The organism is Acetobacter vaccinii (assembly GCF_008365315.1).
Lineage (GTDB): Bacteria > Pseudomonadota > Alphaproteobacteria > Acetobacterales > Acetobacteraceae > Acetobacter > Acetobacter vaccinii.
This window is the reverse complement of sequence record NZ_CP043506.1, coordinates 1,174,446-1,193,467: the sequence shown is the minus strand read 5'-3', so window position 1 is coordinate 1,193,467 and position 19,022 is coordinate 1,174,446. Positions and strand designations below refer to the sequence as shown.

The 19,022-nt window shown below is 64.2% G+C and carries 30 protein-coding genes; 8 read left to right on the top strand and 22 right to left on the bottom strand.

Going from position 1 to position 19,022, the window contains the following annotated elements; genetic code table 11:
* Positions 1-70 precede the first annotated feature (70 nt).
* The 7 genes from FLP30_RS05300 to FLP30_RS05270 form a co-directional block, all read right to left on the bottom strand.
* Positions 71-1,351, bottom strand: a complete 1,281-nt coding sequence (locus FLP30_RS05300; RefSeq protein ID WP_149278899.1) for a hypothetical protein — start codon at positions 1,349-1,351, stop codon at positions 71-73.
* Positions 1,352-1,354: 3 nt separating this feature from the next.
* Positions 1,355-1,870 carry a hypothetical protein gene (locus FLP30_RS05295; RefSeq protein WP_149278898.1) on the bottom strand — a complete coding sequence of 172 codons (516 nt, stop codon included), beginning with the start codon at positions 1,868-1,870 and terminating at the stop codon, positions 1,355-1,357.
* On the bottom strand, positions 1,851-2,372 hold the full coding sequence (locus FLP30_RS05290) for a hypothetical protein (RefSeq protein ID WP_149278897.1): 522 nt from the start codon (positions 2,370-2,372) through the stop codon (positions 1,851-1,853). Before FLP30_RS05290 ends, FLP30_RS05295 begins: the two co-directional genes overlap by 20 nt.
* A 74-nt stretch (positions 2,373-2,446) precedes the next feature.
* Positions 2,447-3,544 (bottom strand): phage tail protein, encoded by a 1,098-nt coding sequence (locus tag FLP30_RS14235; RefSeq protein ID WP_246856597.1) that lies wholly within the window; start codon positions 3,542-3,544, stop codon positions 2,447-2,449.
* 19 nt (positions 3,545-3,563) lie between these two features.
* Entirely contained in the window at positions 3,564-4,172 is a 609-nt protein-coding gene (locus FLP30_RS05280; protein ID WP_149278896.1) for a DUF2612 domain-containing protein, read from the bottom strand.
* Positions 4,172-5,269: a hypothetical protein gene (locus tag FLP30_RS05275; RefSeq protein WP_246856596.1), complete on the bottom strand. Its 1,098-nt coding sequence runs from the start codon at positions 5,267-5,269 to the stop codon at positions 4,172-4,174. The genes FLP30_RS05280 and FLP30_RS05275 overlap by 1 nt, the downstream gene beginning before the upstream one ends.
* Complete coding sequence (locus FLP30_RS05270; protein ID WP_149278894.1) at positions 5,256-5,609, bottom strand: hypothetical protein; 354 nt, start codon at positions 5,607-5,609, stop codon at positions 5,256-5,258. The genes FLP30_RS05275 and FLP30_RS05270 overlap by 14 nt, the downstream gene beginning before the upstream one ends.
* A 235-nt stretch (positions 5,610-5,844) precedes the next feature.
* Here FLP30_RS05270 and FLP30_RS05265 point away from each other — a divergent pair, with 235 nt between their 5' ends.
* Both FLP30_RS05265 and FLP30_RS05260 read left to right on the top strand, forming a co-directional pair.
* Positions 5,845-6,363 (top strand): hypothetical protein, encoded by a 519-nt coding sequence (locus FLP30_RS05265; protein ID WP_149278893.1) that lies wholly within the window; start codon positions 5,845-5,847, stop codon positions 6,361-6,363.
* Between the two features lie 14 nt (positions 6,364-6,377).
* Positions 6,378-6,908 carry a DUF5384 family protein gene (locus FLP30_RS05260; RefSeq protein WP_149278892.1) on the top strand — a complete coding sequence of 177 codons (531 nt, stop codon included), beginning with the start codon at positions 6,378-6,380 and terminating at the stop codon, positions 6,906-6,908.
* A 100-nt stretch (positions 6,909-7,008) separates the two neighbouring features.
* Here FLP30_RS05260 and FLP30_RS05255 read toward each other — a convergent pair whose 3' ends face one another.
* The 13 genes from FLP30_RS05255 to FLP30_RS14200 all read right to left on the bottom strand — a co-directional run bounded on the left by FLP30_RS05255 (position 7,009) and on the right by FLP30_RS14200 (position 15,077).
* Positions 7,009-7,590 carry a Gp138 family membrane-puncturing spike protein gene (locus FLP30_RS05255; RefSeq protein WP_168200048.1) on the bottom strand — a complete coding sequence of 194 codons (582 nt, stop codon included), beginning with the start codon at positions 7,588-7,590 and terminating at the stop codon, positions 7,009-7,011.
* A 49-nt stretch (positions 7,591-7,639) separates the two neighbouring features.
* Complete coding sequence (locus tag FLP30_RS05250; RefSeq protein ID WP_149278890.1) at positions 7,640-8,572, bottom strand: baseplate hub protein; 933 nt, start codon at positions 8,570-8,572, stop codon at positions 7,640-7,642.
* On the bottom strand, positions 8,565-8,867 hold the full coding sequence (locus FLP30_RS05245) for a phage baseplate plug family protein (RefSeq protein ID WP_149278889.1): 303 nt from the start codon (positions 8,865-8,867) through the stop codon (positions 8,565-8,567). The genes FLP30_RS05250 and FLP30_RS05245 overlap by 8 nt, the downstream gene beginning before the upstream one ends.
* A complete protein-coding gene (locus FLP30_RS05240; protein WP_149278888.1) occupies positions 8,867-9,592 on the bottom strand; it encodes a hypothetical protein in 726 nt (241 codons plus the stop codon). Before FLP30_RS05240 ends, FLP30_RS05245 begins: the two co-directional genes overlap by 1 nt.
* A 40-nt stretch (positions 9,593-9,632) precedes the next feature.
* The gene (locus tag FLP30_RS05235) at positions 9,633-10,343 is read right to left on the bottom strand and encodes a hypothetical protein (protein ID WP_149278887.1); all 711 of its coding nucleotides are present in this window, start codon (positions 10,341-10,343) and stop codon (positions 9,633-9,635) included.
* Positions 10,298-10,909, bottom strand: a complete 612-nt coding sequence (locus FLP30_RS05230) for a hypothetical protein (RefSeq protein WP_149278886.1) — start codon at positions 10,907-10,909, stop codon at positions 10,298-10,300. Before FLP30_RS05230 ends, FLP30_RS05235 begins: the two co-directional genes overlap by 46 nt.
* On the bottom strand, positions 10,906-11,346 hold the full coding sequence (locus tag FLP30_RS05225) for a terminase large subunit (RefSeq protein ID WP_168200047.1): 441 nt from the start codon (positions 11,344-11,346) through the stop codon (positions 10,906-10,908). Before FLP30_RS05225 ends, FLP30_RS05230 begins: the two co-directional genes overlap by 4 nt.
* A gap of 60 nt (positions 11,347-11,406) precedes the next feature.
* A complete protein-coding gene (locus FLP30_RS05220) occupies positions 11,407-12,162 on the bottom strand; it encodes a PBSX family phage terminase large subunit (protein ID WP_210419317.1) in 756 nt (251 codons plus the stop codon).
* Positions 12,159-12,638 (bottom strand): terminase small subunit-like protein, encoded by a 480-nt coding sequence (locus FLP30_RS05215; RefSeq protein WP_149278884.1) that lies wholly within the window; start codon positions 12,636-12,638, stop codon positions 12,159-12,161. Before FLP30_RS05215 ends, FLP30_RS05220 begins: the two co-directional genes overlap by 4 nt.
* Entirely contained in the window at positions 12,610-12,954 is a 345-nt protein-coding gene (locus FLP30_RS05210) for a hypothetical protein (RefSeq protein ID WP_149278883.1), read from the bottom strand. Before FLP30_RS05210 ends, FLP30_RS05215 begins: the two co-directional genes overlap by 29 nt.
* 169 nt (positions 12,955-13,123) lie before the next feature.
* A complete protein-coding gene (locus FLP30_RS05205) occupies positions 13,124-13,711 on the bottom strand; it encodes a hypothetical protein (RefSeq protein WP_149278882.1) in 588 nt (195 codons plus the stop codon).
* A gap of 50 nt (positions 13,712-13,761) precedes the next feature.
* Positions 13,762-14,331 (bottom strand): hypothetical protein, encoded by a 570-nt coding sequence (locus tag FLP30_RS05200; RefSeq protein ID WP_149278881.1) that lies wholly within the window; start codon positions 14,329-14,331, stop codon positions 13,762-13,764.
* The gene (locus FLP30_RS14200) at positions 14,328-15,077 is read right to left on the bottom strand and encodes a DUF1376 domain-containing protein (protein WP_210419316.1); all 750 of its coding nucleotides are present in this window, start codon (positions 15,075-15,077) and stop codon (positions 14,328-14,330) included. Before FLP30_RS14200 ends, FLP30_RS05200 begins: the two co-directional genes overlap by 4 nt.
* A gap of 156 nt (positions 15,078-15,233) precedes the next feature.
* Here FLP30_RS14200 and FLP30_RS05190 point away from each other — a divergent pair, with 156 nt between their 5' ends.
* The 5 genes from FLP30_RS05190 (at position 15,234) to FLP30_RS05170 (ending at position 17,580) form a co-directional block, all read left to right on the top strand.
* A complete protein-coding gene (locus tag FLP30_RS05190) occupies positions 15,234-15,989 on the top strand; it encodes a S24 family peptidase (protein ID WP_149278880.1) in 756 nt (251 codons plus the stop codon).
* Positions 15,990-16,075: 86 nt separating this feature from the next.
* Positions 16,076-16,474 (top strand): hypothetical protein, encoded by a 399-nt coding sequence (locus FLP30_RS05185; protein ID WP_149278879.1) that lies wholly within the window; start codon positions 16,076-16,078, stop codon positions 16,472-16,474.
* A 102-nt stretch (positions 16,475-16,576) separates the two neighbouring features.
* Positions 16,577-16,852 (top strand): hypothetical protein, encoded by a 276-nt coding sequence (locus FLP30_RS05180; RefSeq protein ID WP_149278878.1) that lies wholly within the window; start codon positions 16,577-16,579, stop codon positions 16,850-16,852.
* A gap of 75 nt (positions 16,853-16,927) precedes the next feature.
* Positions 16,928-17,293: a hypothetical protein gene (locus tag FLP30_RS05175; protein WP_210419315.1), complete on the top strand. Its 366-nt coding sequence runs from the start codon at positions 16,928-16,930 to the stop codon at positions 17,291-17,293.
* Between the two features lie 86 nt (positions 17,294-17,379).
* Positions 17,380-17,580 carry a hypothetical protein gene (locus tag FLP30_RS05170; RefSeq protein ID WP_149278877.1) on the top strand — a complete coding sequence of 67 codons (201 nt, stop codon included), beginning with the start codon at positions 17,380-17,382 and terminating at the stop codon, positions 17,578-17,580.
* A gap of 210 nt (positions 17,581-17,790) precedes the next feature.
* Here the strand turns inward: FLP30_RS05170 and FLP30_RS05165 are convergent, their stop codons facing one another.
* Both FLP30_RS05165 and FLP30_RS05160 read right to left on the bottom strand, forming a co-directional pair.
* Complete coding sequence (locus tag FLP30_RS05165) at positions 17,791-17,973, bottom strand: hypothetical protein (RefSeq protein ID WP_149278876.1); 183 nt, start codon at positions 17,971-17,973, stop codon at positions 17,791-17,793.
* Positions 17,974-18,393: 420 nt separating this feature from the next.
* A complete protein-coding gene (locus tag FLP30_RS05160; RefSeq protein WP_149278875.1) occupies positions 18,394-18,720 on the bottom strand; it encodes a zinc ribbon domain-containing protein YjdM in 327 nt (108 codons plus the stop codon).
* Here FLP30_RS05160 and FLP30_RS05155 point away from each other — a divergent pair.
* Positions 18,711-18,920 carry a hypothetical protein gene (locus FLP30_RS05155; protein ID WP_149278874.1) on the top strand — a complete coding sequence of 70 codons (210 nt, stop codon included), beginning with the start codon at positions 18,711-18,713 and terminating at the stop codon, positions 18,918-18,920. The genes FLP30_RS05160 and FLP30_RS05155 overlap by 10 nt on opposite strands.
* Positions 18,921-19,022: the final 102 nt, after the last annotated feature.

The following is a 19,022-nucleotide window of genomic DNA, read 5'->3' as shown; positions in this document are numbered from 1 at the left end:
TATAAAAAAAGGGGGGCCGAAGCCCCCCTGTAATCCCTGCGGTCCTGTTCATCACCCGGCCATGCCGGGGTTACTGCAAGGTGGCTGTTTTCCATGCCCCTGCCACACAGACATGAAAGCCCGTGCCACTCACCTCCATCTGCCCGGCCGTGCAGGCACCCGTAGGGGCTGCGGCCACAACAGGCACGGTCATTTTGGTGGTGGCGCTGACACTGCCCGCACTGACAGAGGGTGCCTGCACAGGCGCTGTGGCCACGACGGCACCGCTGCCTTTGGCCGACAGCACGAGATTGATGTCGGGAGCAGACCCGGCGGAAAACAGCGTTGTCGCCCCCGTCACATTGTTGCTGACATTGAGGAAGGCATACCCCCCTGCCCCGCCATAGCCGATGTTATTGCTGGGGCTTTGCGGCCCCAGAATGACGGTTGACCCATCCGACGCAAGGCCATTGTACAGGCTGCCCGTGCCCTTGTTATGAAAATTCACCGCCTGGGTGGAATCAAGCGAGATGGCAGAGCCCGTAATGGTGGCATAGGACAGGTCCAGCCCGATCCCGTGCTTGCCCATGATATGGAGCGATATAGTGGCATCCCCGACATCCACAAAGCTGTTGTCCTGTGCCGCACCGCCCATAATACCAATAGCGTTATGAAACAGATGCGCGCTGTTGGTGCTGACATCTGTTTCCGACCCAACAATATCAATGCCGTAGGACGCCATGTATTTTGTAATGCCTGTAATTTCCAGACCAACAATACTCTGCGTTCCCGCCACGGCGGGGTCCCGGTCGGAGGACAGGTTTTCAACATCAATTTCATTGCCATGCCCATGGCCCTGAAAACCCGGCCCGGCATACAGCATCTGGTTTTCCGCCCAGCAGTCGGATGACCCAGCAAGGCAGTTCATGCCCACAAACAGGTTGATACGGTCCGCCGCACCACCCCAAATGGGGTCGGTCACACCATAGCCGGTGGCGCTGGTGGTCTGGATGACATGCGGCCAGATGGAGGTTGTGCCATCCACCGCTGTCTCGTTGGCATAGAGCGTGGACTGGACAGTACGGTTGCCAATACCCACCGGGTGGGCGGTAATGTTGTTGCTGCCCTGGGACGAAAACGCTTTCAGGCTGGAAATGACCGGGGCGGACAGCGTCTGGTTGGCGGATGTCCCATTGGCCGTGTCCACCTTGGTCCCAAGGGCTGTGGCAACGGCGGTCGAGCGGATCATATCCGCCGGGTTGCCGGTTGTCTGGTAGGACTTCCAGGCCGGGGCTGTCTGGGCCAGGCTGGTTGCGGGCAGCAGCGCAGCCCATACGGCGGCACAGCGGAAAACAGGCGCAAGGCGGGTCATGGGCTACGGCCTTTCAGGATCATGACTATCGGGGGCGGGGGCTGTGGCGCACAGGACGGCCTGCCCGAACAGAGCAACCCTGGCCGCATCGGCCTGTCCTTTCCCCGCAGGCGTATTGTAAACACGCTTCCAGAACGCGCACAGCCCTACCGGGTTATCCCCCGCAGGCAACGGCAGGGGCGAGCGATAAAACGCAAGCCGACACATGGCCGCAGCATAAGGCTGCCCGGCGGCCCCCGCCATCAGCCCCGCATGGGGGGTGGACGTGCCTGCAAGCCCACGCAAGGCGCGGGCCAGAGTGGGGTGAGCGGGCAGAAAATTGCGCCAGATATCATCATGCGTGCGCGGCTCCATCTGGAACCACCCCAGCGCCGGGCCACCGCCATACTGGCGCATGGTGCGGTAGCCGGTTTCAACCAGCCCCGTACCCAGCACCAGCGCAACACCGGCCCCTCCGCCAAGGCCCAGACGCTCAAGGGCCGGGGCAATAACCGTGTCCTTAATGGTCGCCAACTGCATGACCACCCCCCTGCATAGCCTGCGCCCAGCCGGGCGTATGGTGGAGAAAACGCACATTGCCAAAAACCCAGTCGTCCCACGTCTGGCTGGACAGCAGCGTGCCACCTATGGCGGCCAGGACCGTCAGCACCATGGACAGCGCCGCCAGCCTGCGCCGCAGCAGGGTCAGCCGGGTTGCGGCCTGCGCCCCCCGCTGCTGTTCGGACAAAAGGGCGGCCTGGGCCAGACGGTTACGCTCCTCCTGTGCACCAGTCTGCGAGGCAATCTGGCGTGTCAGCTCGGTAATCTGCCCCCCCAGCCTGTCCAGTGCCGCCGCTGTGGCCTGCGCGCGCGCCTGCCCTTCGGCCCGCACCACCGCCACCTCCCGCGTGAGGGACTGTAGCCCCCCTTCCACCGTATCCAGCGCCCCACGGATCTGGCGGATATCATCCGCATGCCCGGCCACAACGGCGCGCAGGTCGGCAACCATGGCGCAGCAGGCTGCATCCTCTCGTTCGTTCATTCTTATTGTCCAGATATGAAAAAACCGCCTCCAGGGCGGCATTGGCGGCACGCTATGGCCCAGGGGCGCGGCCCTCAGTAATACCCATAGGCCGTGACAAACACCGCCACATCAGCCTCGATCGGACCATTGGGAAACTGCGGAGACTGGCACCACAGGTTCAAAGCGGCATTGCCATTGGGGCCGCAGGTGACCGTGTAAATATTTTCACCCGCATCAGACCCATGCGCCCCCACAAAGGAGGAAAACGCCGCAGGCAGGCTGACCGTATAAGGCGTGCCCTTGACCCCGCAGGCCGTACCTTTGGGAATAGTGACCGAAAAGACCTGCACATGCATGTTATCAGGCAAAGGCAGCTGCGCCTTAAGAGCATAGTTCTGCTGCACATACAGGGTTGCGGCGTATGTGTCCTTGACCCACTGGGTCTGGGCATAATCCCCTTTGGGCTGGGCGTAATTGCTGATCTGGGTGGCCACGTTGTACTGGGACGGAAACAGGATATTGCCCCATGTGGTCTGCGCCTGCAGGTAGGCAACAACCGTGTCCCCGCTGGGCGCGTTTTTAAGTTGCAGGTTGCTGATAGGGTAGTTGCCCCCCGCCCCCGTGCCGCTGACATACTGGGCCAGTGCTGCGCGGGGGGCAAACCATTCATCCACCCAGTAGGTCGTGGCCAGACGGGTGCCGGTATTGGTGCCTGGCACGTCCTCCGGGTTGGGGGCATAGACCCCTCCGGCAAACGCGGCCCCCGCCAGAGCGGCATAGCCGTCAAACAACGACACCCAGCTTGCCCCGGTTGCGCCGGGTGCTGTCAGGTTGCCATCGGTCGTGGAGACCCAGAACGTGCCCGCCACAGCCCCGGCCACAATGGCCCCGGCAGGGTAGCCCCCAATGCCCGTGGCAAAATCCGCATCAAACGGCCCCAGATACCCGGCCTGCAAAAGCTGCACCGCCTGCGACAGACGGCTGAGAAACCCGTTCATATCCGCCCCGCGCGGCGGCACCCCTCCGGCGGCACGGGCCACAAAGGTTTCGGGCGGGAAGCCAAGGGCCATGCTGGCCGTACCATCGCCCGCGGCGGCCTGTGTCTGGGGAATGTCCGCGCGGTCCTGGGTGCTGGCCTGCGCGGCTATGGTCGTGCCGAACAGGCAGCGCGACAGTGTCTGATGGTCCATGGGTGTCTGTCCTCACGCATTACGAAATATCTGCGTCAAAGTCGTTTTGCTGGATTGTCCGGTCGATAATGCGGTAGCCCACATCCACCCCGGCGGGGCGTGGCAGCACGCCACTGTTCTGAATAATGCTGATCTGTACTGGGCTTGGCAGAAATTCGAACACGTAGGTCATGCTCATATCCTGCCCGTCGCGCACATAGGCCGCCCCGGACGCGCCAAACAGAACCCGCAGGATGGCATTGAGCGACAGCACCGAGCAGTCGGTAATGTTGGCCAGCGCCTTGGCGTAAACAAGCTGGCGATAGCCCTCGTCCGACAGGCGGAAGCTGCCGGTACTCGCCTCCCCCGTGTACCAGGGGGCTGTGTCAAACCCTTCCTCCGACAGGTCGTTGCTTTCGGCAAAGCCCAGACAACTGCCTGCGGTCAGGGACAACACGCGCGACACCCCCACAATCCGCCCCCAGACATCCAGCCCGTAGCCCTGGGCTGTCTGGATGTTCCAGACAGCTGCGTACCAGACCTCTATCAAAGCCGCCGGGTCTATGGCCTGGTTCCAGGCGTTGATGATCATGCCCAGGCTGGGGCTGTTGGCATACTGCGACAGCAGGGTCTGCTCGATCGCGCGCATTAGCCCAGCACCACGGCAATGGTCGCGGCCTCCATGGTCGGGACCATGTTCATGGCCAACTGGGCGGTCAGCCCGGTGGGGGACGGGTCCAGCCCCAGAGTTATCCCGACCACCCGCGCCCAACTGCCAAGGGCAGCCACGGCGGCATAATAGGCGCTGGCATACAGCGTGCCGCCAATGGTCGCACTGGTGTCCACCGCAAAGGCGGCCAGCACCGCCGCACGCACATCCTGCTCCACTGTAGCCGGGACGGTCGCGCTGCTGCCCAGGGTGACTGTCATATAAACCGGTGTGGGGGTGGCTCTGGTAAAGGATACATCGTAGCGCAACGGCACGGCGGCGGTGCTGTCAGGGTCGGTCACGGTTACAGTCGTGGCCCCGGTATAGGCGCAGCCCGGTGGTTTTTTACGCAAGATGGCAAGAGCCACATCCGCATCCGCACCGCCGTTGACACACACATACAGGCTGTGCGGTGCCAGGCTGACACCCCCCACCACCTGGGTCTGGGCGGTGCTGTTGTCGGTCACATAGGCATCGGTCACGCCTGCCACAGCCCGCACGGCCCCATTCAACGCGCCCAGAAAGCCCATGGCGTTGGCCGCAACCGATGCCGCACGGCGTTTTTCAAATGCAATGCGGCCTTCCTCCTCCGCACCATTCACCCCTGCGGCAGGGTTGGTAATCCCTGTCAGCCCCGGCACGGACTGGTACAGCGCAATACTGCCAGCCGGGCAGGCCACCGCCCCCGTGACCGTACAGGCAAAATCCCCCAGCCCCGTGGCCGATGCCCCCTTGCGCGACAGAAAATAGAGATTGCCGATAGCGTCCTGCATCCGCCCCTGCGCGCGGTCGGGGTCTACCCCGTTGAACAGCGCCAGCATCTGGTCGTACGCATCGCCCAAAGCGGCGGTAAAGGACATGGCCAACTGCCCCTGCGGGGTGGACAGTGCCGTGCTGGCATTGCCCCCCAGGGCGGCGTTCATATCCGCCAGCGCACCGGTCAGGATATCGCTTTCCGCTGGCGCGACAAAACCCGCGCTGGTCAGCGTGGGGGCGGGGACGGAGGTTGTCCCCGCCGTGCTGCTAGAAGCCGACACTCTGCGTTGCTCCATCCGATGTTGTCACAAGAATACCGCCCGAAAGCTGCCTGTCGGCCCCCAGCGCGGTGATAATACAGCGCGCCGCCGCCACACCGGGCACACGCAGGGCCTCGGTCTGGGCCTGGGCACGAAACACCGCCGCCGACTGCCCCCGCCCCAGCACGCGCTGGCGGTAGGGCAGGCCCAGGCTGGTGTTGTAATGACATTCGCCCTGAAAGACGCGCAGGGCGCTGGCCACGTCCTGCGTGGTGGCGTATGCCCCGCTTGCAACGGCTATGCCGCCGCGTGCATCCAGCGCCAGGTCCCAGGTGGTTCTGTCGAGAAGCAGTGTCTGCATGGAATTACCCACAAAAAAAGCCGCCCAGAGGGCGGCGTGCGGAAGTGAAACGGCTGCGGGGCAGGCAGATCGGCTCAAAAAACCGGGCGACTGCGCGTGCAAAATCTTTATTTACTTTTTGTTTACTTTTATCACGTATTCGTGATAATGTGCAGGATTGCCAATTCTGCACCAATTATTATCCAGAACTTGGGCCTTTTCATGGCTCCATATTCTATCTGCTAGGACAACAGCCATGCGTAAGCTTTCGGCCCAATTCGGGGTTCTGTCATTGTGTGCTCTCTCTCTTGCCGGGTGCGCCACACCGGGTGAGGAAAACCGGGCCGACAGTTATACGGCCGGCCAGGTCAACCAGCGCCAGCTGGCCCAGGTTGTGACCATTCTGGCAGTCATGCCCGCCCGCGTGCAGGTCAGCAACGCGCAGAACCAGCGTACAGCCCAGATTGTCGGCGGTCTGCTGGGTGCGGGTCTGGGTGCCGGGCTTGGCGCCGGGGTTGCCAACTCCACCACCGCAGGCGTGCTGGGTGGCCTTGGTGGCGCTGGGGCCGGTGTTGCCGCAGGGTCGCTGGTTGGCAGCACCACCATGGTTGATGGCGTGTCCATTACCTACGAACAGGGCAACCAGACCTTTAACTCCGCCCAGGTTGGCCGCGTGTGCGAATACGTGCCGGGCAAGGCTGTCATGGTGCAGTCCAGCCCCACGGAAACCCGCATCCAGGCCAACCATGCCTGCCCCCCGCCCCAGGGTAAGTAAGGGAGAGCCTGACCATGAAACGCGTGGCCCTGCTTGCCCTTCTGTTTACCCCCCATCTGGCATGGGGTCAGTCCAGTATCGGGGACCAGATCAACGCTGTTGATTCCGCCCAGCAGCGCCACGACTATATGGCCCAGCAGGCGTGGCAGGCCCAGGCGCGGCAGCAGGCCGCGGCCCAGGCAGCCGCGCAGGCCAGCCGCCGCCGTGCACAGGCTGCCGCCAATGCGCGCGAAGCGGAACGCCAGCGCAGGCTGGACGCCCGCCAGGCCCGTGATGACGCCTATGAAGACAAGCTGCGTGACCTGGAACTTCAGGAACGTTCGCTTGACGTGCAGTCCAAAAAGACTGTCGTGTCGCGTCAGAACGATATTATTGACAGCAACATCCGCAGTCAGGACGCCAGCACCGACCTGACACACTCCAAGGCGGACGCCACCCGCAATGTCTCACAGGGGACCAAAACCCTGCTGGAAAAACAGGGCTCCCAGGCGGAGCTTGAAGGCCAGGCGGCGGTCAAGAAGGAATCCGGCTGGTTCAGCCGTTAACCTGACAGACCAGACAGGCACTGTTCTGCACAGCGGCCTTTTACCCCACAGCCCAGGCGGCGGGGTAAAAGGCCGTTTTTTGTACTGACTGCAATAAAACCTACTGGGGTGCGCCCGTACTGTCCGCCCCGGCCCGTACACCAGAGTGCGTATGCCCGCCAAGGCTTATGCCCCCGGCCAGCACATCCCCCTGCGCGACCACACGCCCGCTGACCTGCACATCGCACCCGATCTGGCAGGACGCCGCCTGCACGACAAAAGCGCCTTTGGTCTGCACATGCACATCCCCCCCGACCCAGCCGATATACTCCTGCGGCGCGGCATTCAGCAGCCCCCCCAGATAGATAGCATCCGCCATGTCGTTCTGCCGGAACGAGCCGGGGGGTGCAGGCGCACGGTTGGCCTTAACGCCTGAAATATCGCGCCCGCACACCACAATCAGCCCGATATCACCCACCGCAGGGTCACACAGGATGGCACGGGCGCCACCCTGCATGCGAATGTAGGGCACGTTATGGATAACGCCGTGCGGCACGGTGCGGCCCACACCGTCCTGCTGGTGGACCATGGGCTGCACATCCACCAGACCCACCGGCTGCAACCCCGCACCATGCACGGCCAGCACCCGCACGGGCAGGTTGGCCCCCGCCATGGACAGCACACGGCGGATCAGCGCGTTCATGACATTAAAATCGCTGCCGCCATCTTCGGGCCGCTGGGTTCCTGTCAGGCTAGTATGCAAAGCCTTGCCCGGCGCGGTCGGGCCGCGCCGCCTCCATATCGGTCATCCATGTGCCACCCGGCACTTCGGCCTGTAAGTCGTGCATCAGCCTGCTGACCACCCACACCCCACTGGCAGGCTGGTGCAGAGCAGGCGTGGCACTGGTGCCAGAGGGTGCAACACCCGCCGTCGTCGTGCCACTGTCCAGCCGGATACCCCCGCGAAAATGGATGTCAGGGTTAAACACTGTCCGAAGTGCCACCCCGTACTGGCTGTAGCTGGGGTAACCTATCAACCCGGTTGCGGGCGATACTGTGACCGGGTTAGCGGCAGCCGCCATGCCCATGGGCCAGATGGACAGCGTATCCAGCCCGACATGGTAGGCAATGCCTGCCGCACGGGCGCAACTGTCCATCTGCTCGGCGGCAGCACCCTTGTAATACACCCCCCCGCGCAGCACGCTGCCCACCCCGTTATTGCTAAAGGCAAGCCCTGCCTTGTCGGCCAGAGCGCGCATGATGGTGGGCACAGGCACATCCGCCGCAAAAGACGTTGCACTGACCGGCAAGGCCGCAGGCAGGGCGGTGGACTGTGCCTGAATGTGAAAAGCCGTGTCGGGTGCAGCGGCATACTGGGCAAATGCCTCGACCACACCGCCGGTAAAAATGACCGGCAACACCCCCTGCCCCGTTCCCGCACGCACGCTGACAAGGGTGCGCCCCTGTGTGGCCATGCCTGCCTGGGCAACGGACAGGCGGTTCATCATATCCTGTGCCATGCCTTCTATCCGCAAGGCGCAGGTCATGCCGGTTTCCAGCCCGGTGCTCAGCACCCGGCACCCTACCCGATACCCGCTCAGGGTGACACTCTGCGCGGCCCCTGTGGTCTGGGGCATGGTAAAGGTGACATCAATCCGGCGTTTGGAAAAACCTGTTTCAGACATTGCGCCCTTCCTCATACAGCAGCACAAAGCGGGTTCCCAGACCCGACCACTGGGGGTCGTCGGTGCCCTGGGTATCCACAAACACCAGGTCACCGGGCAGGCCAAAATAGCTTTTGCGGACAAGCCATGTCCGATCCTGACACAGCAGACCCGCTATCAGCCCCACGCCATCAAGCGACAGGGACAGGTAAAGCCCCGTGCTCCGCTGTTGCAGGCGCACACCCAGCACATGCCCCGACAACGGCACCTCCAGCGCCTGAAACGCCACAGGGCTGAGGGGAACCACCTGCGCCATCAGAAACTCTCCTCCGCCATGCGCGCCATGTCGGTGCTGGCGTCCTGGGCCTGCACATTCCCGCCCGACCGCTCGGCCTGTCCGGCCGGGGTGGCTGTATCTGCGGCGGTGGTCTGGCTGTTCAGCCGTACCTCCTGCAACTGCAGGGCGGCCCACAGCAGCGTCAGCCCGCGCCGGGCCTCGCGCCGCAGGGCGTAGCCCACAACGTTGACATTGGCGTATACCGCCTCGGGCGTTACGACCGTGTACAGCGCCACATCGGCCACAAGCGCATCCAGCGTGGCCAGAAACGCCGTACGCACCATCTGCCCGCCCACCGGGCCAGCCAGCCCCGCACCGGCCACCAGATCGGCCAGAACAGACCCTTCCCCTCCGCCCAGGCTGGAGCCATCACACAGCATATCCACCGCGTAGCGGCCGGGCAGCAGAACCTTGTTGTAGGATTGAAAAGACTGTTGCTCCATCGGAGCCTGTGCGATCACACTGTCATGCTGCACATCCACAGACCGCACGCGCCCCGATGTCAGCACGGGCTGGTTACTGGTGCTGAAAATACCCCACTGCCTGTCGGCCTGGGCGATCAGGGCCTCGTCCAGCGCCGAAGCCAGCAGGGTGGATGCCGAAGCCCGCGCGCCAGACACAACAGACGGCCCCAGCAATGCGGGAACCCCCGCCGCGACGGGAATATCCCATACGGCTGGCAGGGTTACGGGTACAAGCGACATGGGTTGTCCTTTTTGTCATCATCCAGCGCGGGGTGGAGCCTTAACTCAGCCCCATATTGGCGTGGCGGGCATGGGTTTTTAAAAAGCTTTCCTGAAAATCGTAGCTCTGGCGGTTTTCTTTTGCACCGGAGCTGGGTGCCAGCAGGGGCACGGCAACAGCCGGTGCCGGGAGGGAGGGCCTGCGGGCGACCATGCTGCGCGCCTGACTAAGCGCCTGCCCCATGCCATGCAGATACGCCTGCCCCGACCCGACCCACTGCGCCTGCACCTGCTGGCGGGCCGCCACCATCGCCTGCGCCACCCCCTGCACCACCGGGGCAGACTGCCCCGCAAGATGCGCTTCTGCCGGGGGTGGAACAAAACAGGACTGATCCAGAAAGGCCCCGACCTGCCCCCCACCATGCGGCTGCAAAGCTGCAAAACCACGGCCAAGGCGGCTTACAGCACGGTTTTTCAAGCCAGAAGAGGTATAATCAGACAGTTCCGCCATGCCCTCTCCCCTCCGCCCAGACAGCCCCACAAGCCGGGAGTGCTGAAATGTTCTTATCCGGGCATAAAGGCCATCAAGCCCGTTAGAGAGCCCGGCACTGCCAAGGCTCGCTACCCCGCCCATACGGCTCTGCAACACCCGGTCCGCCATGGCGGCGACAACCCTGCGGCCTGTCTCTGAATGCGTAGAATACGCCCCCCCGGAGCGGAACAAGCCTACCCCGGCCTGACGCCCGCGCAGAGCAGCAGGTATCTGCCCCATAGGGTCAGAAAAACCCTGTCCATAAAATCTGTTTTGAAATTGAGCACCACCAGACCCGGACGCAAACTGCCCGGCCCCCGCAAGGGTGGAACCCTCCGGCACACCGCCACCAGACCAGAAACGCCCCACCCCCTCCGACCGGGCCGGGGCAAATGCCCCTGCCAGCAGGGTTGCCAGCACAAGGGCTGCCGGGGCTGGGGCGGGTGTTGCCTGCTCCTGAGTCTGCGCCGGCACATCATGGCCGCCAGATTGGCATAGCCCGCAAAACCAAGCCCGTCAGCCAGCAGGCCATTGCCCAGGCTGAACTGCGCCGTGACCATGGCCGCAGGCAGGCTCTCGGGCAGGCTGTCCGCCGCCATGGCTGCCCCGCGCACACCACTGGGCGGGCAATACGGGGCAAAGGGGTCTGCCGCACCCATGGGGCCGGGTGTGGCGCTGCCCCGCCATGGCCAGCCCTTGCGCCGCCGCACCTTTGGGGCGGCTGGCAGATGGGGCTCGGCCCGCAGGGCAGACGCAGGCGCGCGCAGCAGGCCGCGCAGAGGTTTAAAGGAACCCTTGTTGATCATGGCTCTGTTTTCGCAATTCTACGCACGGCCTGCGGTGTAAACCGTGGCAGCGTACGCCGGTTGTGAATGATCCCGTCCAGCGCGTAACGCAGGGCGTCGATCCAGTGGTTGTTGGCATCTTCCACCACAGGCAGAATATCCTCGGTCTGGGGGTCCACACGGTAGGCGTAGCGGTGGAACTCCGCCGCAAGACGCGGGCAGCGGGGATGCACCACAATGCGGGTAAAGGCGCGCAGGCGGGCGATGCCGTCCTCCACACTACCCGGCCATTTGCGCGCTGCACTGATACGGAACCCATGGCGGCGGGCCAGAAAGCTTATGGTTTCGGGCCGTGCGCCATCAGCGCGCCATGGCCACAACCGGGCCTGGGGCAGCGTGTCCAGCACGGCGGGAATATCGTCCAGTTCGATCCCGGTGCCACCGGCCTCGTAATCCACATAGACACAGTCGTCGGCAATCCAGCAGCGCAGGGCGGCCAGAGGGTCTTTTGCAAAACCCTAGTCCACACCATAATAAGGCCGGATACCCTCTGGTGTTTCAAACGCCCGCACCTCCACCTGCCCGGCAAATACCTGAGCTTGCGAGCGGCTACGGTATTCCCCCTCCCACACATGGGCATATTCCTCCGGGCGGGCGCGGGCATCGGCCAGACGTTCGGCATCCAGTGCCCCTGCGCCAAACCACGGATTATCCGCCCAGCCTGCCCGCACTGCCACCAGATCGGCCCTGTCTGCCCCGGCCCCGCGAAAAAACGCATCGACCGGGTCCTGTGCCGATGTCGGGTTCCAGCTTGCCCAGATTTCCGACCCGGCTTTACGCAATGTGGGCCGCAACAGCCGCCAGCTATGGGCCGACAGGCTCTGGGCTTCCTCCACCCAGGCGCGGTCAAACCCTTCAAGCGACTTGATACTGTCTGCCGTATGGCTCTGCATGCCCTGAAAAATAATGATCCCATCACCCGGTGTCCGGATCATACGGTCCTGCACCTCAAAACTGGCATGCAGGCCGTACTGGCCGATCTTGTCCACGATCAACTGGCGGGACGACCGCTCCATGGATTTCTGCACCTCGCGGATGCAGACCGTGCGCTGGCCGGGGGTGCGCAGATGTTCCTCCACCACACAGTCCCCAAAAAAATGCGACTTGCCCGACCCCCGCCCACCATACGCCCCCTTGTACCGACAGGGTGCCAGCAGGGGCAGGAAAACGCGCGCCGTGGGCATGTCCAGCATACGGTCCTGCCGGGCGGTCATGCTCCGCTATCCTGATCGTTCCTTCTGGGGTCTATAATAATCCTGCGTATGATGTCTGGCGCAGTTGGGGCGCGGGTGGGGGCTGCGGCTTCTGGCCTGTCGCCATAGCGGGTGGGGGCGCGCTTGGCCATGAGCCATTTGAGTGTATCAATACGCAGGCGCATGGCGGCTGTATCCTCCCCCCGGAGTGTTTCAAGTTCCTGCAACAGCCTGTCCTCAAATGCTTCTGCGGCCAGTTGGCGGGCGCGGGCGTAGCTGGCGGCCCGCCCGCCGCTGGCGCGGATATGCTGGCGCAGCCTCTGCCACCCCGGCATGCCGGGGTGCTGGGCTATGGCGCGCAGGCTATGCCCTTCCTCTGTCAGGCACAGGAGCAGACGCCATTGCTCACGTGTTAAGGCTGTGTCGGCATGTTTTGCGTTATCGAGGCCTGAGCCCTCCCAACGGGCCTCACCTTCGGGCGGGTCTGCCTCTGTCATGCTCCTGCTCTCCGGCCTGTCGTGCCATTTCCTGTGCCAGCATGCCGTGAATACGCTGCATGGCGGGTGCGGGCATGCGCCCGACAACCTGCCCACCACCCCCATGGGCCCGGCCGACACAGCGCACGCGGCGGTCTGGGGGCAGACCGGCCTCGGCACTTTCACACATGGACAGGGAAACATCGGCCCGGTGGCGTGTTGTTTCCGTATCTGGCACAAAAAAGCACAGCACAGGCGCACCCTGCCGCGCCGCAACGCACACGGCGTCGTAACGGCGCAGACGCACGATGTCTGCGCATCTGATCTGACTGGTCATACGATTTTTCCAAAATGACCCAAGGCGGCGCAGGGGCCATGCTGGGCGGGCAGGGTATGGGCCATAAAAAAAGCCGCCCGAATGGGGCGGCTTTGGCGACACACGAATTTCAATGTAAGAAAATACCTATCAACACTGCGCGCAGCATGCAAGCTCTTTTTTGCACATTTTATGATTTTTCTTCCAACACTGGCTGACGCTGACAGGGTGTTTTGGAAGCCCTTGCACGCCGACCGGCCTGAAAATCCGCCAGTTGTTCCAGCACCATGGCGCACTGGGCCGAGACTTTAAGTCGGGCGCGGGCCTCGGACAGATGGGGGAACAGCACCCGCCCGATCTGCACAAAAGACAGTTCCCGCACCAGCATAAGGTGCAGCCGTACCTCCCCACACGCCCCAAGCGCCTGACGCACCTCTGTCAGCCGGGCAGCCGCACGGCCACGGGTAAGCTGCCAGGACACCGCGTCGTGCCGGGTTGTGGGGTCGGGCGTGTGGCCGGGTGATAGCTCCACCACCCCTTCCCGCGCGAAGGCCCAGTCCCTGTACCAGCGTTCGGCCGCATCGGCCGCGTCCTGGCGGATGTCCCCCGCATTCAGCAGCGCCTGCACTGTTGTCAGCACCCGCAGCGGTGTGGTGCCGGTAAAGGTGGAGCGGGCCAGCCTTTCCGGAGTTGGCAGCATGGCCATGTCCGCCACTGCCAGCCCCGGCGGCAGCCCTGCGGCCGGGCGGGATGTGGGGGAACTCTGCTTGTATGTCATCTGATCGTCCTGTTCATAAACTGTTTTGGGGTGCGCCCTGTCCACGCCTGTCAGGCGCGGGTGCGGTGGCGGGCTTCGGCCAGCATCAACCGCAGGCGCACAGCCGTGCCGTGGTGCGGGGCAGCGCGGGCCGCCAGAAACGCCACCAGCTCGGCCGCAGAAGGAAAAAACCGAAAATGCGCCAACGCCTCCCGCGTGGTGGCGCTGTCCCACACCACAGCGGGCAGTGGCGCGCAGGCCGCCACAAGGGCCATGCACCGCAACCCCAGCGCCGTGCCGGGCAAGGGGTTGGCCACACCGGCGTTCAGCATTTCGGCAAGGTCATACAGATAGGTGCGCACTGTGGGCTCGGGCAGAGGAGCCAATGCCTGCTCCAGCACCGGCAGCAAGGTGGTGGCAGCAGCCAGTTGCGCGGCAGACGGCGCAAACCCGCCGGGCCGGTAACTGGCCAGATACAACGCCAGCGCCGGACCGGGCCGCAGACCCGGCGACCCTGCCGGGGCCGCCGCCCCCCACACAGCGGGGCAAGAGCGCGCCACAGGGGGGCTCCCCCCGCCCGCCTGATCCATAACCGGGCGGGAGCAAGCCTGCCCGCCAGCCCTGACAGTGGCCGCTGTCATGCCCGGTGGCCCGTCAGCCTGTGGCGCAGGCGTTCAGCCTGCTCCTCCAACGGGTGGGGGCTGGCCGCCGGGCGCTGGCCTGTGGCCTCCCTCCGGCACCAGTTGCGCCATGTGGCCGCCCAGTCGGCCTTGCAGCCACGCTGGCCGGGCACGCCCCGCCAGTAGTCACAAAAACGCTCGGCCTGGGCGGCGGGGTCCAGCCCCAAAGCCTGGGCAAAGGCGCATTGCGTAGCATCGGGCTGCCAGTCCGTCGGCAGGCGCTGGCCGCGTGCCGTACCCGAACGCAGTGAGGTACTCTCCCTTCCCCTCTCCCTTGCATCTGCCACGGCATGTTCCGTGGCATCCGCCCTGGCCTGTGCCGGGGTATGACCGTGCCAGCGCCGCGCTGCTCTGGCACGCTGGGCCAGTCGTGCCTGCCAGGCATGATTGGCTTTTTCAGCCAGCACAGGGTGGTACAGCCGCCCATCGGCACAGCCCTGCCAGCCATGCAGCGCCATGGCACGCACGGCGGGCCAGTCCACCCCGGCCCCCGACAAATGCGCCAGCACCCGGTCGTGCCCCGGCAGGCTGGCAGCCGGTACCTGCTGCCAGGCTTTGCACCACAGGGCCACGGCGGCCTTGAACTCCTCCCCCGTGCTCAGGGCAAACAGGTCACTGTCCAGCAGGCGCACGGTGTCCAGCGGCATAAAAGGCAACCCCCGCAGGTCGGAGTCGGGCGGGGTCAAGGGCGGGGGAGTATCGGTCATGCGCGGTCTTTCGCCTGCTCCGGCCCGGCCAAGGTGTTGATCGGCGGGCAGAATTATGTGTGTTTTTTCAACACAAAAACTGTGTATCTTGAGCGCACAACACGCAAGCGTTTTTTTCGCACTGACATGTGCGTACATTTCGCACATAATGGCGCCATGAACAGACTCCGCATCACAGACCGGCTCAAAGCCGTGCGCGAACGCGCAGGCTATACGGTACGCGACTTTGCGCGCGCGCTGGGGTATGGAGAGAAGTTTTCCTCCTACCGCACGTATGAGACCTCCTACAAAAAGGAGGAGCTGCCCCTGGCCATGGTCAAGACCATGCTGCCCCTGCTTGTGGGCCGTGGCGACCCGCCCATAACCCCCAACGAGGTATGGAACCTTGCCGGGGTTACGGCAGGCGTTGTCGGGCTGGCCACCCCGGCCCCTGCAAAACCGCCGCCGCCCGCGACCGTGCCAGAGCAGGACTACGGCAACCAGGTTGCCATACCGGAATATGACGTCACCACATCAGCCGGGCCGGGCATGGTGCCAGAACTCTGTGCCCCGCAGGATGGCCTGCGCCCGGTGGAACACTGGAACCTGCCGCGTGGCTACGTAGCGGCCTTTACCGAAGCCCCGGACATGCTGGCCATTATCCGTGTGGCGGGGGACAGTATGGAGCCTGACTATCAGGCCGGAGACCGCGTGCTGGTGGACACCGCCCACCGCGTGCCCTCCCCCCCCGGCGTTTACGTGCTGTGGGACGGCTACGGGCTTGTGCTCAAACGGCTGGAACTGCTGCCCGGAATGGACGAACCCCGGCGCGTGCGGATCATGAGCATCAACCCCGCCTATTCGGTTTATGAGCTGACATTGGATGAAATCAGCATCAATGGCCGTGTGGTGGGCAAATGGACCTGGAAGTAGCGCGCAGGCTGTGCGGTTTTGCCTTGCTGTTTGTGCGTTTTTAATGCACAAACAGACCTCCCTTCGACCGCCGGATGACGACAGGCATGGACACAGGCCCCACCACCTACGACACCGCCCTGGCCGAGGGGCTGTTTAGCACCGCAACACTGCCGCCCCTGCTGGCGACAGAAATCGACCGCTACGAACAGGCCATCCTGGGGCTGCTGGCGGTGCGGCAGGTGCTGGGCTGGCCCCTGTTTTCCGACCTGTCCTTTGCGGCCGAGCAGCAGGCCTATTGTCTGGAAGGCATTGGCGACATGGTCCACACCGTGCGCGCCCTGCATACCGCGCAGACCACACCCCAGCCTGGCCATGCCCGCCATGGCAGCCCTGACAGTAGCGATAGCCCCTGTTTGGGAGTATACAAAGGTGCAAACCACGGGTTATCCGTGTTGAGGGGTTCCCCCCGACTATCCACAGACTCCATCCACAGGTGTGGGTAACCCTGTGGATAGTGTATACAAACGAGGAATACGGCTACGCCAGCCGCGCCATAACCGCCCGGCAGACCGGCCCTGTTCCCATGGCCCTACGGAGCATTATTAATGTCTTCCTCCCTCTCCACCAGCGGTATTACCAGCCTTTTCGGCACGTCTTCTGCCAGCACCAGCAGCTCCTCGTCCTCGGGCAGCTCTTCTGGCAGCAGCTCGTCCTCGTCCTCCACAACCACCACGACCGAAACGTTCAATGCTGATGGTTCCATCACCATTACCGTCAAGGACGCGTCGGGCAATGTGCTGTCCACCACCACAACGGGCGGTGGCAACAACAGCAGCAGCGAAAGCGCAGATAACGAAAGCGGCGTAGACTTTTACGCCTGATGGCGCGCGCTCTGGTGCCGGGGGGCCACCCCCACACCAGAGCCACCATCCTCTGGCCGGGTTTTTAAAAACGGCATGACCTCTCCTCCCCCCTCCGGTGCAGAGCAACACGCTCAGGCGCAGGACACCATCCGACGCCACCACAGGGATGCGCTGATTGCGCGCCTGCCCGCGCGCGGGCAACGCATGGCGGCATGGCTCCTGGCGGAGGAACATAAAATCCCGCGCATGGCCGCAGGCAGCCTGCTGGTTGTGGGGGGCGTATTTTCCTTTCTGCCGGTGCTGGGGTTGTGGATGCTCCCGCTGGGCCTGCTGCTGCTGGCCGAGGACATTCCCCTGCTGCGCGGCCTGTGCACCCGCCTGCTGGTCTGGGCGGCGCAAAAGCGGCCCGACCTGTTTACCCTGCCCGCAAAAGAGGCTCCACCCGCCCCCAAGGGCTAGTCACCCGCGGGCTGGCTGGCCATATGCACGCCATGGCGGTATCGTCTCGCGCCTGCACGCGCTCCGGCGCGCAAGATTTGAGGAACATGAAGAACATGAAGGCCACCAAACTTCTGGCTCTGGCTGGGCTTGCACTGTTGGGCGCCTGCGCGCGTTATCAGGCTCCCCCCCTGCTGCCGCCGCCCACAGCCTCTGTCGCGTCATTGCCGATCAGCAACCATTACGGCCTGCGCGGGCACACGCCCATGGACGCCCCCACACCTTACGCCCTGCTGGGCAATAACTGACAGGCGGCCCCAACCACCATACCGGGGGCAGCCACGCGCTGCCCACCAGCTCTGGCAGCACGCGCACAGGTCGATCACGGCCGCAGGCTTGCTGCCCCCCGCGCACACGCCACGGGCCTTGCCGCAAACCAGCCCGCCCATGCCCTGTTGCCCAAGGGGCGGGAAAAGCCGCGCCGCGCCCCCTGTGCCCCGCCATAAAACCGCCCGCGGTCAGACCCGCATGAGGTCAACCAGCGTGTCGATCTTGTCCGCCAGCATGGCAATGCCACTGCGGACATCGGTCGGGGTGGCGACATTGCCTTGGGCCTGGGTGTTCACCCGCTCTGCATCCGCCTGGATTTCCGCCAGAAACATCCGCGCTTCGGAGAGCCTATCGGCATCGATCTCCTTCATGGTCTTTTCCCCCATGCTGACATGCCAGTGGGTACGCCAGCGCAAATCCGGCCATCTGGCACCGGCACCATGCCCGCATGCCCCGCAGCCCTCTCCCCCTGCCTAACACGGGGCCGACACGCCACCAAAGCCTGACAGACCGGGAACCGGCCCAATGGCAGGATTTTTATGAAAAAGGGGAACGGAGCCTGTGCTCACAGGCAGGTTTCAGGCCCATGGCCTGAAAGAAGGGGGCGGGCTGAACCCTCCGCCCCCGGCACAAAACAAAGGCGCTTACCCCGCCCACCGGGTGTCAGGGGGCCGCCCCGCCCTCCGGCGCACAAGGCCGCGACTGGTTGGGCGCTCTGTAGGCCCAAGCCGCCAGTTCAGGCACAAAAGCGCTGCGCCAACCCTGCCCCCGGCAGTGGTACAAACCGCGACTTACGCCTTACGCAGAAAATCGGCCTTGAGCATATACCCCCCGGCTTCCACCGCGTGGTCCCCGCCCCGCAGGCGGATGTTCTTGATTTTGGTGCCCACCTTCAATGTGGTGGAAGAGCCTTTGACCTTAAGGTCTTTGACAAGGACAACCGTGTCCCCATCGGCCAGGGCAACGCCATTGGCGTCGCGCACGCTGTCGTCCTCCGCCGGGGTTTCCACCGCGTCGGCGGGCCATTCATACCCGCAGGTGTCGCAGACATACTGCCCACCTTCCAGGTGTGTTTCTTCCAAGGAGCATTGCGGGCATGCGGGTGTGTTTGTCGTCATGCGCAAAGGCTTTAATCGCCCAGCCCCGGCGGCACAATCCCCCTGCCCTGCGTGACTGGCAGAGCCGCTACGAGCCAGCCCTGCTGTGGCTGGCCCCCACCGGCGCGATCACACCCCGCTGGCACCACCCCACTACCGCCTTGCAGCGCCTGCACGGCTACGCCCCAAGCCCCTGTGTGGGCTCATACCCAACACCCTGAACCCGGCCGTGTAGAAGAGGCGACTGGAAGGCACCATGACGGCACGGCCTTTGGCAGCACACGCCACCTCTGGCCCGTCGCCTGCTGTCATGGCTCGGCCCT